The organism is uncultured Campylobacter sp. (genome assembly GCF_938045205.1).
Taxonomy (GTDB): domain Bacteria; phylum Campylobacterota; class Campylobacteria; order Campylobacterales; family Campylobacteraceae; genus Campylobacter_B.
This window is the reverse complement of sequence record NZ_CALIMY010000093.1, coordinates 1-14,482: the sequence shown is the minus strand read 5'-3', so window position 1 is coordinate 14,482 and position 14,482 is coordinate 1. Positions and strand designations below refer to the sequence as shown.

The window sequence follows — 14,482 nt, the reverse complement described above, 5'->3', positions numbered from 1 at the left end:
TCCGCGTAGTTTGTGAAGTACCGTTTTTTCTCGTCGATCTTATCAAATTTGACGTAACCTTTTTGCCAAAACTCCTCAAATTTAGGCATCGCTATGCCCATGCTCTCGGCTTTTTGGACTGCATCGGCGTAGATTTCCTTCACCCACTCAAGCTCCGTTTTGCCCTCGCTAAAGGCCTGCTCGTACTCCTCGCCCCACTGCGCGCAGATGAGCCGCGCGATCTCAAAGTCGCTCTTGCTCTCGCCTGCGGGCTTTACTAGCGGTTTAATCGCAAAGAGGTATTCGCTAGTGGAGTTTGCAAACTCGATATCCGTGCGCTCGCACTCAAGAGCAGCTGGCAGCACGATGTCGCTGAGTCTTGCCGTACTCGTCCAAAAGGGCTCCGTGGTGATGATCGCTTCGATCTTTTTCATCGCTGCGACCGCGCGGTTGGTGTCTGGGTGGCGGGTGAAGGTCGAGCCGTTGGCGTTAAACATCACTCTAATGTGCGGCATGACGTACTTTTTACCGTTGCGCTCGATCTGCTTGCCGGGCTCCATGATCGCGTCTATGAGCCTGCTGTTTGGTATCTCGTGGTATTTGACTTTGGCTAGCTTGCCTTGCGGGGCGATGTATTTTTCGTTTACCGCGGGGTTAAATGCCTGAAGCTTTGGCGCGATGAAGCTAATATCGGCGTTTTTATGCATCTGATCGTTCATCACGTATCCGCGCCCGGTCTTGCCGATATCGCCTAGCATCGCAGCCAGCGCGATGAGCGCCCAGTACGCCATCTCGCCGTGATGCTGTCGCTGTATCGCGTAGCCCGTGACGATGAGCGCGTCTTTTTTAGCTAGCGTACCCGCTAGCTCTTTTAGCTCTTTTTCGCTCACGCCGCAAATTTTACTCGCCCACTTTAGATCCTTTTTCACGCCGTCTTTCGCGCCGGTGAAATACTCCTTAAATTTATCAAACCCGACCGTGTAGCGCTCAATAAAATCTTTGTCGTAAAGCCCGTTTTCGTAAAGATATTCGCAAAGCCCGATCAGCATCGCCGTATCGGTGCAGGGGCGCACGGCAAGATAATCCGCGCCGAAATACTCCGCCGTTTCGTTGCGGTAGACGTCCACGCTGTAAATTTTCATCTCGCCTTTTTTAAATTTATCCTTCATAATCTCGTAGTAGGCGTAGGAGTTGTGCATCGGTACACCGATAGCGATCTTGTTTGAAACGACCGGATTCGTGCCCCAAAATACGATCGTTTTGGCCTCCTTTACCACGCCCTCCCAGCGCGTCGGAGCGTGCGTCGGATCGATAGAACCGGTCACGTGAGGCAAAAACGCCGTCGCCGCGCCGTATGAGTAGCCGCCAAGCTCGCTCACGTAGCCTCCTAGCGCGTTTAGCATGCGCTTTGCGGTGCGCTGCGAGTGACCGACCTTACCGAGGCTGCCCCACTGATAAAGCTGCCCGTAGATGGCCTCCGAGCCGTATTTGTCGAAGTTCTCTTTTAAAATTTTAGCACTTAGCTTTATCGCCTCGTCCCAGCTAACGCGCACGAAGGGCTCTTTGCCGCGAAGCTGCGGCTTTGGATTTGAGGGATCGGCTAGGAAGCTTTTGCGCACGTAGGGGTATTTCACGCGCGTTTCGTTTTGGATGTGATCGCTTAGGGCGTTGTTTAGCACCGTAGGCATCGCGTCGCCCTCAAACGGCTCAGTATCAACGACCCTGCCGCCGATGGTTTGGACGTAAAACGCGCCGAATTTATTCGCGCAAAGCCCCATCTGCTCGTCAAATATCGCTTGCGCCGCCGCATCAAACTGCTTTGCCTGCGCCGAAGCTGCCGCGAGCGCGCCTAGCTTTAGAAAGTCTCGTCTTTTCATGGTTGTTCTCCGTTAAATTTAAATTTGATTGGTTGATTTGGTTTAAATTTAGCAGGATTTATGAGGTTGAGTTTTGCATCGTTTGCCTTTTAACGTATTACGCGACCTCGCGTCTTGGCGGTGATTTTACGAAATTTAGGCTTAATTTGCCATTTATCTATGGCGTCGCGATGGAATTCTATTAGAGCTAAGCACTAGACAAATTCCGCCGCGACTATTTGGGTCAAAAGTTATACGTAAGGCTTAGATTAAAGGTGCGCGGATCGCCGTAGATCATTCGATTAGAACCGATGCCCTCAAAATAGCGCTTATCGGTTATGTTATCGACGTTTAGCTGCACATCTAGGTTTTTACTCGCTTTGTAGCCTAGCATTACGTTTGCAATCGTGTAGGCTTTCTGCTCGATCCTGCCGTATGGCGAGTCGGAATAAATCTTTGAGCGATACATCGCGCCTGCGCCGATTCTAAATGTGCCGATCTCATATTTTGCAAAAAGATTTGCGCTGGTGCGGGAGGAGTCGCTGGCGTAGATATTGCCGTCAGCATCTTTGGCTTTGTAGTGCGCTAGCCCCATGCTTAGGCTTAGTGCATCGGTAATTTTACCGTTTACATCCGCTTCAAAGCCCCTGCTGGTTACTCCGCGACCCTGCCTGTAAGCGTAGGAATTTGTGCCCGTGATATACTCGTCGGTGCGGATGCCGAGCTTATCTTGGATGATCTTAAAAACGCCCAGGCTTGCTTGCAGATCGCCGTCAAAATACTCGCCTTTGATGCCCGCTTCGTAGTCCTTGCCTTGGATGGGATCAAGATATTTATTGTTTTTGTCCTTGTAGGTTTGAGGTTTAAAAATACTCGTATAACTTGCATAAAGGGTATGATGATCATCTAAATCATAGGTGATCCCTGCATATGGAGTAATTTCGCGGGTAAAATTTCTATTATCTGCTCCACCTGTAATTTTATATTTATAGTAACTCATCCGCGTTCCTAATAAGAGCTTTAAATCCTCGGTGATTGAGAGTTTATTCGCGGCATAAATTGCTTTTTGAATAGTTCGATCGGCATTATTTTGATCTACATACGGTAAGCGTGGATCTTCAATATGAAGGTCGTTAAAATTTATTCTAGTACGCGCGGCATAAGCAAGGCCTGCTGGAGTATTTCGGTTATTCCAGTAGCTACTTACGTTATCGGATCCCTTTTTGTAGAGATTATACATCGCGCCAAATACGAATTCATGATCTTGTTCGAAAAATTCATAAGGGATATTCACATAGGCATCGATATTGTGGATATTCTCTTCGCGCTTGTTAGCATAAACGCTAAGATCGGCGACGTTTCCGATGCCGCCAGGGCCTACCCTGCCGCCATAATAGAGCAAATTTGAATCGGTATGAGCGCGACGAAACGAATAACTCAAGCTTAAACTCGCCTCGTTTGAGAAATATTGTTTAAAATCGGCATAAAAATCAAGCGTAGAGATGTCGTATCGCGTCCAAGGCTGAGAGAAAATTTTGTTTTTGCCGAAGTGCGTGCGCGTGCCGTCCGAGTTAAACGCGGGCATTCCGCCCCAGCGCGTGCCATGTCGGCGTAGAGTCTGATAAAATGAGCCAAAGCTCAGCCTTGAATCGTCCGTTACATCGATATCTAATACGCCATAAACGGCAGTATTGCGACGATTGTAATAGTCCATATAGGAGTGCGATCGTTCATGCATAAACGCTAGGCGTCCGCGCACCGAACCGCTTTGATTGAGCGGGCTTTGCACATCGGTTTTAAGCCCGTATTTGTCGTATGAGCCGCCGTTTAGGCTGATGTATCCTTTCGGAACGGCGGAATCCGCGTGCTTGCGGATAAAATTTAAACTCGCGGCGGGATTTCCCGCGCCCGCTAATAATCCGTTCGCGCCCTTTACTACCTCAACGCGCTCATATGGCAGTAAATTTAAATCGTTCGCCCCGAGGCTAAAACCTCCGAAGCTAGGCATCGAATCAAGCAGATAATAATCTATGCTAAATCCGCGCGCCGTAGGATAGAGCCTCTCATCCATACGCCCGCTCGTAATGCCCGCGATATTTCGCATCAGCACCTGATAATCGGTTATCCCCATATCTTTTAGCTTGGCTTCGGTCACCACGGTAAGAGACTGGGGCGTTTCTCTCGCCGTAAGATCGAGCCTGGTGGTACTTTTAACGAGCTTTCTAGCCTCATAATCTCTGTCGTCGCGACGGAGCTTTTGGGTATCTTGCACCTCTATGGTGCCTAAGTCCTCCGGGGTGCTCGCAGTGGCGTTATTTTCCGCATAAAGCGAAGTTAGCATATTTAATGCGACTACGAGCGAAAGAGATACTTTCTTCATAACTTTCTCCTTTTAGAATTTCTATTTTTTAGGGTTATGTAAAATCCGCAAATGCTTAAAAATAGGGGTGCAAGCCCCGCTAAAAACCATATAAGCTTCGTTATTGCGCCGTATGAGCCCGCATGGGCGCGACGAAAGCCGTCTTGAAGTTTGTCCGAAAAATCCGCATCGTTTATAAAGTCCGCTTTTAAAATTTCGCCTGTATCTGATATCGTAATACGGCTCGCGTAAGGGCTTTGCAGCGGGTTTTGCCCCGTCTCGAAGCCGTATACGGTAAAAGCGCCGCCCGGACAGAGCGGAAAGGCGATATAGGTGGAGCGAAATTCTTTAAATTTAACCGCTATCCGCGCTAAAGCCTCATCTAGCGTCGCAAGATTTTGCACCGCTTTCATGCTTGCCGCTCTGTTTGATGCCGCGACGGTGGAATTTTGCTCGGTCTTAAAATTCTGCAAGACCGCGCCGCATGGATTTGCGAGCGGCTTGTAAGTTACCGCCCTTAGCTCCCACCATGCTCCGCTTATAGCTATAGCAAACATTACGGGAGTGCTCGCGACTCCGATTAGGCGGTGAGTGCCGCGCATAAAATATATGGCCCGATCTAGCCTCAGCGAGAATAAGTTTTGCCAAAATTTTTTGTAGATAAAAAAGCCGCTAATGCCGATAAGTAGCGCGCTAAGCCCCACAACGCCTGCAAAAATTCTACCGCCGCGACCTAAAAACAGCTCCGCGTGCAGTTTATTTATCGCGCCGATAAAGCCCTCATCTCGCGGCATGGGCGCGCCTTTAATCTCGCCGCTAAAGGCGTCCAGGTAAATTAGGGCTTGCTTTTGTAGCTTCTGCGAGGAAAGTCTGATTTTATCGGTCTTTGAAGCATCTTGCGCGATGCTCCAGCCCATGATCGCATACTCTTTAAATTTGGAATTTATCTCGGATTGCAGGGTGCTAAATTTCATTCTAACGGGGAATTTCGCCACGCTTTCTTGTGTCCTAAACACCTTGTCTTTTAGCAAAACTTCATTGATCTGCTCCGCGTAAACTAAAACCGAGCCACTTATAGAAATGATTATAAGGGGTATGCAAAATATCAAAGATAGCCACAAATGAAATTTGCGCGAGATTTTGCGAAAGGATTTAGACAAAATTTTCCTTTTTTTGAAAATTATTTTAATTAAGACGGCGTGATTTTAGTGAAAATTGTATTAAAGCATCTTGAAAGTCATTATAATTTTTTAGCTAAAATTTTACGGCGTAAAATTTGCTTGAATGATTTATCTATAGAAATTTTAAAAGCTATTTTAAAATTTTAAGAGCCGAGCGAATATTAAAATTTTCGCGCACAGGAGAGTTTAAATTTAAAGCAAATTTCGGATTTTAAAATTTCAATATCACGCAGGGTCGTGTTTGGGTTGCAGGCGTGGACGATCAACGACTCAAGTGGCTTGCAAATTCCGCACTCGCCAAAAAAACTCTGCGTTGCAGAGATTTAAGTCTTTTATCGCGAAATTTGCAATCACGCGATTAAAAGAATTTACCGATAAGCGCATATCCCCACAGCGCGGCGTTGAGAAATAGGCTAATCATCACGGCGGTGCTTGCGGTGTCTTTGGCGCCCTTGGCTAGCGGGTGGATTTCGCTCGTGGTAAGATCAACCGCGCGCTCAATAGCGGAGTTTATGCACTCAAGCGCTATAGTAAAGACCACGCCGAAGATCAAAAATAGATTTAGTACCGCGCCGAAATTCCAAAAAAATAGCGACAGCAGAAGCGGGACGAACACGCAAAGCTCGAGTCTAAAGCTACGCTCGCTGCGAAGCATCTCGGCAAGACCCGCCATCGCGTAGCTCCAGTTGGCAAAAAATCGGTATTTGGGCTGATTGCGCATAATTTTCCTTTAAATTTAGTCAAAATTTCGTATAATCATACCAAAATTTTTGCGCCAAAGGCTAAATTTGAAACTGATTAGTTGGAACGTAAACGGGCTGCGCGCAGTGCTCGGCAAAGACGGCTTTGCGTGGCTTGCGGAGCAAAATCCCGATTTTTTGGGCTTGCAAGAGATCAAGGTGAGCGAAAAGGACGCTCCGAAAGGGCTTTACGAGCTCGGATTTTCTCAGATCGATCTAAATTCCGCCGCTCGCGCGGGATATTCGGGCGTGGCAAGCCTAGCTAAATTTAAAAGCGAGACGAGCAAGGCGCTGTTTTTCCCAGACGACGAAGGACGCGTATTGCAGCACCGCTTCGGCGATGTCGTGCTTTTTAATATCTACTTTCCCAACGGCCAAAAGGACGAGGCGCGGCTAGCCTACAAGATGGAATTTTACGCGAAATTCTTAGCCTACGCGCGTAGCCTCGCGGAGCAGGGGCTCGGGGTGATATTTTGCGGCGACGTGAATACCGCGCACCGTGAGATCGATCTTGCGAACCCCAAAGCAAATTCCAAAACCTCGGGCTTTTTGCCGATCGAGCGAGCGTGGCTCGATGAGGTGGAGGCGGCGGGCTTCGTCGATACCTTCCGCGCCGTGCACGGCGAGCTGCGGGACGCCTACTCGTGGTGGAGCTACCGCTTTAATGCGCGCGCAAAAAACGTAGGCTGGCGGATCGATTATTTTTTCATCTCGGCTAATTTGCGCTCGGGGCTAAAGGACGCTTTCATCCTAAGCGACGTGATGGGTAGCGACCACTGCCCCGTGGGCATCGAGATCGAAATTTAGCCGGGGCAAATTTCGCGGCGCGAGCTTTGATCTTGCGCGGCTTGCGGGCAAGGTGCGCGTAGCGGCGGCTAATGTGCGGATTTAAAGAGGCGGTGCGTAAATGTTGCGCGATAAAATTTTAAATTTAAGGAGAGAAAATGTTGAGCGATATCGAAATAGCAAATGCGGCGAAGCCGGATAAAATTTCAAACGTTGCGAAAAATTTGGGGCTTGGCGAGGATGAGATCGAGCTGTACGGCCACTACAAAGCCAAGCTAAACATCAAGCCGCGATCGCGCGCTTCGAAGCTTATTTTGGTCACGGCGACCAATCCGACGCCGTTTGGCGAGGGCAAGACGACGACCTCTATCGGTCTAGCTGACGCGCTAAAGCGTCTAGGCAAAAGCGTCTGCCTTGCGCTGCGCGAGCCGTCGCTGGGGCCGGTTTTTGGTATCAAAGGCGGGGCTGCGGGCGGCGGGTATTCACAGCTGGTGCCGATGGATGATCTAAATTTGCATTTTAACGGCGATTTTCACGCGATCACCTCCGCAAACAATCTCATTTCGGCGGTCATCGACAACTCGCTGTATCAAGAAAACCCGCTAAAAATCGATAAAATTTTGTGGAAGCGCTGCATGGATATGAACGACCGCGCACTGCGCCACATCACCGTTGGACAGGGCGGGCGCACCGACGGAGTGCAGCGCGAGGACGGCTTTAATATCACTGCCGCCAGCGAGATAATGGCAGTTCTGTGCCTCTCAAACGATCTTGCCGAGCTTAAGGAAAACATCGCAAACATCATGGTCGCCTACGATACGCAGGGAGAGCCGATATATGTGCGCGATCTGGGCTGCGCGGACGCCGTGGCGATCCTGCTAAAAGACGCGATGAAGCCAAATCTCATCCAAAGCCTTGAGCATACGCCCGCGCTCGTGCACGGAGGACCCTTTGCAAATATCGCGCACGGCTGCAACTCCATAATGGCGAGCAAGTTAGCTCTAAGTCTTGCCGATTACGCCGTGACGGAGGCGGGCTTCGGAAGCGAGCTCGGGGCTGAAAAATTTATAGACATCAAGTGCCGCCGCGCAGGCATCGCTCCGGATGCCGCGGTGCTGGTTAGCACGATCCGCTCGCTTAAATACAACGGCGGCGCGGATAAAGAAAATATCGCGAGCCCGGATCTAGCCGCGCTTCAAAGAGGCATCGTAAATTTAGGCGGGCATATCGAAATTTTACGAAACTTCGGGCTAAATCCGGTCGTGGCGCTTAACCGCTTTAGCTTCGATAGCGACGGCGAGATCGCCTTCGTGCGCGAGTACTGCAAGCAGCGCGGCGTGCAGATGGCGATTTGCGAAAATTTCGCCAAAGGAGGCGAGGGCGCGCTTGAGCTAGCCCGCCTCGTCATAGATGAGTGCGAGCGCGCTAAGGAGCTGAAATTCGCCTACGAGCTTAGCGACGATACGGCGAGCAAGATCGAAAAGATCGCTACTAAAATTTACGGCGCGAGCGAGGTCGTTTTCGAGCCCGAGGCGCAAAAGGCGCTACAGCACATCAAGGCCTTGGGGCTTGAGCGGCTAAACGTCTGCATCGCAAAGACGCAGTATAGCTTCAGCGACGATGCCAAGGCGCTTGGGCGCGCGCGCGGCTTTAAGCTCAGCGTCAAGGACCTTCAGATCCGCACGGGAGCTGGCTTCATCGTAGCCGTCTGCGGCAAGATAATGCTTATGCCGGGGCTGCCGAAGGTTCCTAACGCGCTAAATATGAAAATCACGAGCGATGGCGTCATAAGCGGTCTGGCGTGATTTGAAATTTTATTTTCGGTGCCCGAAGCCAAAGCCGAAAATTCCGCGCTTGGGCGGTAAAATTTAGCTGCGGGCTTCGGCGGCGATAAATTTTGCTTGTAGGTTGAGACGAGTTTATCGCGCCCCGGTTTTATCACGTCATGGTTTTGCTATGCCTCGGTTTTATTGCGCTGGGTTTTAGCCAGTTGAGTTTTGATTAGTCGGATTGGTCGGATTGGTCGGATTGGTCGGATTGGTCGGATTGGTCGGATTGGTCGGATTTCGGCGCGCCGGGTTCGTCCCGCGAAATTTCATTAAATTCTGCGTAAAATTCTACGCAGAAATTCGGCGCGAAACCCATGCAGGTTTAGCATTTGAGATTTTGCTCGCGAAATTCCGCGCAAAAACCGGGCGCAAGATCTTAAACCGAGCCGGCCGCGAGCTTGCGAGCTCATCGGGGCGAGATTTAAAATTTCATAACGCGTGGGCTCGTCGTGAAATTTAAAATTTCACGCGGCCGCGCACAGTGTCATGTGTTGCTACGAGATTCTAAATTTCATGTCGAGCGCACCGTCAAATTAATCCGTCGGTCGCGCAGCAGATCGCCGCACGAGCTAAAATTCGCGCTTGCGCCGCGACATGCACCGCTGCGAGTTAAATTATGCGGCAGGCGAGCTAAATTTTACGCTCGTGTGGATCAGTCATGTTGGCGGAGGTTTGCGGCGCCCAGATTAAATTTTACATACCGCCGTGTAGCGCCTGCAGTGGGCACGGATGCTTGATCCGTTCTGCTTGCAAAGGCGCAGGCGGCTATAGCTGCATAGCAGTAGAGTTAAATTTTACGAGCCGATGCGTCGCGTCATGAAATTTCGTGCTGCCCGCTGCGACTAAATTTGTGCGATAATATGTCGGTTATGCGCTCGTAAATTAAATTGCACTTTATGCACCCGTCGCCTGATTGTCGCGCGGGATTGAAATTTGCGCGCCGCTTATCGCATAATTTTAGGCCGCTGCACGCCGCACTATAGCTGTCGTAAAATTTTAAATTTCATGCTGTGCGTACGTACGAGCTAGCTGTGAAATTTAAAATTCTATGTAGGCGTGAAATTTGCTTCGCGTTACGCTGTGTCGCGCATCGTCGCGAGCCAAATTATGCGCTGCTGCGGAATTAAAGTCTTGCATGCCCGCTGCTACCACTCAGGCGCCGTATGCCTGGCGGCTCTGTTTTGTGATCCGTTCGCGCCGTATTTGTTGCGGCAGTTATGTAAGTCGCCACGCCGCAGTGCGAGATTTTGCGTCGAGCTCTATTTTAGAGCTTTGATTTGCAGCGAGATTTTACGGCGCGCAATGGCGCTAAATTCCATCCTGCGTGAGATTTTGGAATTTTAAAATTCCCTTTCGCGGTATAATTGTATGAAATGTAAAATTTGCAGGATTTTAATAAAGGAATTTTAAAATTTATGCGGCGCGGCTTTGTGGCGCGCCCGCAAGAAAGGAGCGATCATGGACAAGCTGGATAAAGAGGAGCTAGCAGAGGTGTTTGTCGCTAGACTCAAAGCTTTAGCGCGTAGCGGCGGCGCCGATCTGCGCGAGCTTGATCGCGAGTTCTACGGATTTAGCGTGCGACTTGGCGTGCGTTATGACTTTGCCGGCAAGTTTAGCGTTTCGCAGATAAGTGGCGGTGAGCGCGCTCAGCTGCATTTCGCTGACGTCGCGCAGTTCGAAGCTCATGCGCGCGAGTGCCTGCGCGCGGCAAGCACTGATGCGGAGCTAAGCGAGGCCTTTATGCTACGCCTGCGTGCAGATCCCCAAAAAGCCGCTATGAATGCGGATCAAATCATAAAATTTCACGATTTTAAGCCCTTTAGCGTTCAGCTGCGTTGTGAGCATTGCGGTGGATCGGGCAGGAGACGCTGCAAAGGCTGCGAAGGCGCAGGCAAGGCGCCGTGCGCTAACTGCGGCGGGCGCGGGCGCTTGATCTGCCCCGATTGCAAGGGCACCGGTGGCTATAGCCGCGCGGCTTTAAGCTCTACGGACGCTCGCGTGCACGATGCTTCTAAGAGCGGTGCCGCAGGCTCTGCATCAAATTCTATGGGCTATCGCTTCATTCCCTGCGCTAGCTGCGGTGGTAGCGGCTCGCGCATTTGTCCCACTTGCGGCGGCGCAGGCAGATTGCGCTGCGAAAAGTGCGGCGGTGCGGGCGATTTTCGCTGCGAGCACTGCGATGGGCGCGGGTATTTCACTCGCACCGGCAAAGTATCCGTTTATGCCCGCCCGAGCGTCAGCATAGGCGCTAGCTCGCAGGTTTTCGGGCGCGAGCTGCTGGATTTTTTATGCAGCAAGGGCGTGGGCTTTGCTGCGCGCAGACTTTTGTTTCGTCTAAGCTCGCTGCGAGCGGTGCAGGGCGGCTGCGAAGCGGTATTTAGCGCGGAGGATGATTTTTTGCGCTTGAGTTTTGCCGTCTGTGGCAAGGCTTACGATGCGGCGTGCTTCGGCGGCGTGACATTCGTAAGGCCCAGCTTTTTTGACGAAGTTTTTGCGTCGGAGCTTGCGGCGGTGCGCGGCGCACCCGCTAGGCTAGGGTGGGACGATGCGCAAAGCCTTTTTGCGCTATTTCGCGCGAAGCCTGCGCTGGATGCGGCGATGCGTCTAGCTAGTGCTAAGTTGCGCGGCGAGACGCTAAATCTCGAGCAGTTGCGCGGCGCGGATGGACATTTTAACTTTGCAAATTTTGCCCGCAGCGCGGCTGACCGCGACGCTTTGAGCCTTACAAAAGACGCTTCGCGCAAAGAAAATCTCGAGGGCGGCGCGAGCGTAAAATTTGCGGGCACGAAATTCGCGAGCGCTTCGGCAAATCCTATAAGCGCAGAAGATAATCACTTGAGATCGCGCAGAGAGCTTGGCAGGTTCGCAGGCGGAGTGGGCGGCAGCATAAAATTTACAGGGGCGGATCTTTCGGAAAGCGGAGAGAATTCTGCCAGCGATTTTGATGCTAGGCAGCAAAGCAGCGAAGCTCGCGCGCAGAATGGATCTAATTTTGCCGGCTCGCAAGAAGGCTTAAGTGACACTTCTGATCGCGCCGCGGAGGGTCTTTACGAATTACGCGGCGAGCGAGATTACCGAGATTTAAGTGTCTTGGGTGCTGAAAATTCCACAAATTTCATAGACTCCGCCGCAATAAATTCCGAAAATCTAGCCGCTGCAAAATTTAAAAATCGCGCGAACACGCAAGATCCTGCGTCAAATTCTAAAATTTCGCCCTTTGCACGATTAAAGAAGTTCTTTTTCCCACGTTCTTTGCGCGAGGATTGCGTGCAGAGTTTCGCCGCGGCGCTTATGCGCGTTTGCGAGGGCTTTATTTCGCAGCAATGCGCTCGCGATTTGGGCAGCGCGATGGCTGGGGCGCTTGGCGTGCTAAGTCCGCGATATGACCGCGCGGTGTGGTGTATAGGCGGAGGCGAGCTCATCGCAGCGGCTGCACTGGCGTGCGAGGGCTGCTTCGAGATGATCTTTGCGGAGCATTATTTTTGGGCACTTGCATGTGGCGTGGCAATCGCTGCTGCAGGGCTGTTAGGCGGTGTGGCGCTGTGGCTGGCAAGCGTAGTGCGGTGCGTCGTAAAAGCTCGTAAAATCCCGCGAGAGTATCGCTGCGGCAGAGGCGGCGCGGCGTTTGCTAGCTTTTGCAAAGCCATGCTCTGCGCCGTTTTAGCTAGCGCAATCTACGGAGGCGCGGCAAATACGGGCTATGTGCCGAAAACCGGCGCAGCAGGGCTACTGCAAGGATGGATGCCTGCATTTTTTAAGGAGGAAAATTCCGCTTCCGCGAGTGATGGCGTAAATTCTGCAGACGAAAATTCTACGAGCGCAAGCTCTAGCGGCTCTGAAAGCCCTGCTTCAAATTCCGCTTCCGGGGCGACTAATAATTCCGCTGCGATGCAAAAGGATAAAATTTTATATATTCAAAAAAGCATCGGAGCCAAGCAGGATGGAATTTTTGGCGCACGCACGTTAAAAAAGGCGAGGGAGGTTTTGGATCAAAATCTAAGCGGCGTCGATGAAATTTACGAGGCTCTAAAAAGCAAAGAGCAGGCGAGATCGAACCCGAACTCTAGCGATCAAACTGCGCCTTAACGATAAATCCGCGTCTTAGGCTTGGCGGGCGATCTTAAAAAATCAAAAAGGACTAAAATGAAAAATAAAATTTTAATTCTAGCATTCGCTGCGGTGCTTTCCGCAAATTTCGCGCTAGCCGAAAATTTTGAAATCACCGCAGACGATATAAGCAGGGCTACAAAATCCTGCGATAAGGGCGATATGAAGTCGTGCGGGGCATTGGCGCAAATTTACAATTATGGCTGGGGCGTGCCGCAAGATCTGCTAAAGGCTGCGCCGTTATACGTCAAAGCTTGCAAAGGCGGCGATGCGGAGTCGTGCGTAAATTTAGGCATTTTGTATCAAAGCGGAGAGGGGATGCCGCACGATGAGGCGAAGGCGGCGGAGCTGTTCGACAAAGCCTGCGATGACGGGCACGCGATAGGCTGCAGTAACGCAGGCTCTGCGTATATCAAAGGTAGGGGCGTGCGCAAAGACGCTATAAAGGGCGTAGGTTACTATGTGCGCGGTTGCGATATGGATATCGCGGACAGCTGGCTTGCGTGCTTAAATTTAGCGCGTCTTTACGAGGGCATAGATAATGTTAAAGCCGCACAGTACTACAAAAAAGCCTGCGAGCTAGGCGGCAAGGATAGATTTATGAGTTCGGTAGCGGAGCATGAAAGGGCATGGAAAAGCTCATGCGAAAGCTACGAGAGGCTTAAATAGCCCGCAAATCCATGCTTTGAAGCAGACTCTCGCGCTCGCCGTGGCTACAGAGCAAGAACCATAGCAGATTTCGCATAAATAGCGCAAATCTAAACATCAAGTATCCTGTAGGAGCGGAAACATAACGGCGCAAGTTCTTAGCGGGCTCGTATTTTAGGAGGCAAGATAATGACGCTAGCGCTGATCCGCCACGTTACGCCGCTGATCGATCGCGGCGTGTGCGACGCCGCAGAGGCCGCACGGCGCGCGATCCTATATGACGCTACGCAAAGCTTAGCTTTGTATGAAATCGATAAATTTAAAAGCAGCGCCGCATACGAAGAGCTCGCTCGCATAAGCCGAATATGTTCCTCTCCGCTGCCGCGCGCCGCACTTACGGCACAAAAGCTGTTTCCACACCGACGGGACATAGAGTACCTAGAGGCTTTGCGCGAGTTTAATCTGCGAATATTCCCCGTGCCGCTAATAAAAATGCCGTTTGATTGTTGGCTCGTGCTCTCACGCCTGCTGTGGCTGTGCGGCATGAACCCTAGCGGCGCAAGCGCGAAAGCAGAGCGGCGGCGCGCGCTTGATCTGATGCCGTCGCTGCTGGAAGCGGACACGGCGGTGATCGCGCACGGCTTCGTGCTGCGCGTCATACGCCATAGCGCGCGGCGGGCAGGCTACCGCCTGATATACCGCTTTTGCGAGGGCTGCTTCTGCGTAGAAATTTGGCAGTGCGCCGCGTAAAGATACCGCTCTGCGCGAAATTTTGAAATTTTGCGTTTTGTAAATTTTAAATTTAATGCGCCGTTTGACAGCTGTCGCGAGGCGGCGAAATTTTATCATGCAATGAGCGCTGCTTTTTGAATACGGATAGCCCGCCGCCGCGAAGTAAAATTTAAACCATACGGCGCGAGCGAGGTGGTTTTTGAGCCGGAAGCGCAAAAGGCGCTACAGCACATCAAGGCCTTGGGGCTTGAGCGGCTAAACGTCT

The 14,482-nt window shown here is 51.2% G+C and carries 9 protein-coding genes; 5 read left to right on the top strand and 4 right to left on the bottom strand.

Features of this window, described 5'->3' with window-relative positions; all coding sequences use genetic code 11:
- The 4 genes from Q0198_RS05120 to Q0198_RS05105 form a co-directional block, all read right to left on the bottom strand.
- Nucleotides 1–1,856, bottom strand: a 1,856-nt coding sequence (locus Q0198_RS05120; RefSeq protein ID WP_297895801.1) for a molybdopterin-dependent oxidoreductase, incomplete at its 3' end; no start/stop codon positions are given.
- Between the two features lie 223 nt (nucleotides 1,857–2,079).
- Nucleotides 2,080–4,215, bottom strand: a complete 2,136-nt coding sequence (locus Q0198_RS05115; protein WP_297895799.1) for a TonB-dependent siderophore receptor — start codon at nucleotides 4,213–4,215, stop codon at nucleotides 2,080–2,082.
- Nucleotides 4,212–5,354, bottom strand: a complete 1,143-nt coding sequence (locus Q0198_RS05110; protein ID WP_297895797.1) for a PepSY-associated TM helix domain-containing protein — start codon at nucleotides 5,352–5,354, stop codon at nucleotides 4,212–4,214. Before Q0198_RS05110 ends, Q0198_RS05115 begins: the two co-directional genes overlap by 4 nt.
- A 379-nt stretch (nucleotides 5,355–5,733) precedes the next feature.
- Nucleotides 5,734–6,096: a diacylglycerol kinase gene (locus Q0198_RS05105; RefSeq protein ID WP_297895795.1), complete on the bottom strand. Its 363-nt coding sequence runs from the start codon at nucleotides 6,094–6,096 to the stop codon at nucleotides 5,734–5,736.
- Between the two features lie 67 nt (nucleotides 6,097–6,163).
- Between Q0198_RS05105 and Q0198_RS05100 the strand changes: the two genes are divergently transcribed.
- The 5 genes from Q0198_RS05100 (at nucleotide 6,164) to Q0198_RS05080 (ending at nucleotide 14,235) form a co-directional block, all read left to right on the top strand.
- On the top strand, nucleotides 6,164–6,922 hold the full coding sequence (locus tag Q0198_RS05100; RefSeq protein WP_297895792.1) for an exodeoxyribonuclease III: 759 nt from the start codon (nucleotides 6,164–6,166) through the stop codon (nucleotides 6,920–6,922).
- A 137-nt stretch (nucleotides 6,923–7,059) separates the two neighbouring features.
- The gene (locus Q0198_RS05095) at nucleotides 7,060–8,706 is read left to right on the top strand and encodes a formate--tetrahydrofolate ligase (RefSeq protein WP_297895788.1); all 1,647 of its coding nucleotides are present in this window, start codon (nucleotides 7,060–7,062) and stop codon (nucleotides 8,704–8,706) included.
- Between the two features lie 1,482 nt (nucleotides 8,707–10,188).
- The gene (locus tag Q0198_RS05090) at nucleotides 10,189–12,816 is read left to right on the top strand and encodes a hypothetical protein (protein WP_297895785.1); all 2,628 of its coding nucleotides are present in this window, start codon (nucleotides 10,189–10,191) and stop codon (nucleotides 12,814–12,816) included.
- A gap of 57 nt (nucleotides 12,817–12,873) precedes the next feature.
- On the top strand, nucleotides 12,874–13,506 hold the full coding sequence (locus tag Q0198_RS05085; protein WP_297895782.1) for a tetratricopeptide repeat protein: 633 nt from the start codon (nucleotides 12,874–12,876) through the stop codon (nucleotides 13,504–13,506).
- Between the two features lie 168 nt (nucleotides 13,507–13,674).
- Nucleotides 13,675–14,235, top strand: a complete 561-nt coding sequence (locus Q0198_RS05080; protein ID WP_297895779.1) for a histidine phosphatase family protein — start codon at nucleotides 13,675–13,677, stop codon at nucleotides 14,233–14,235.
- The last annotated feature ends 247 nt before the right edge of the window (nucleotides 14,236–14,482 follow it).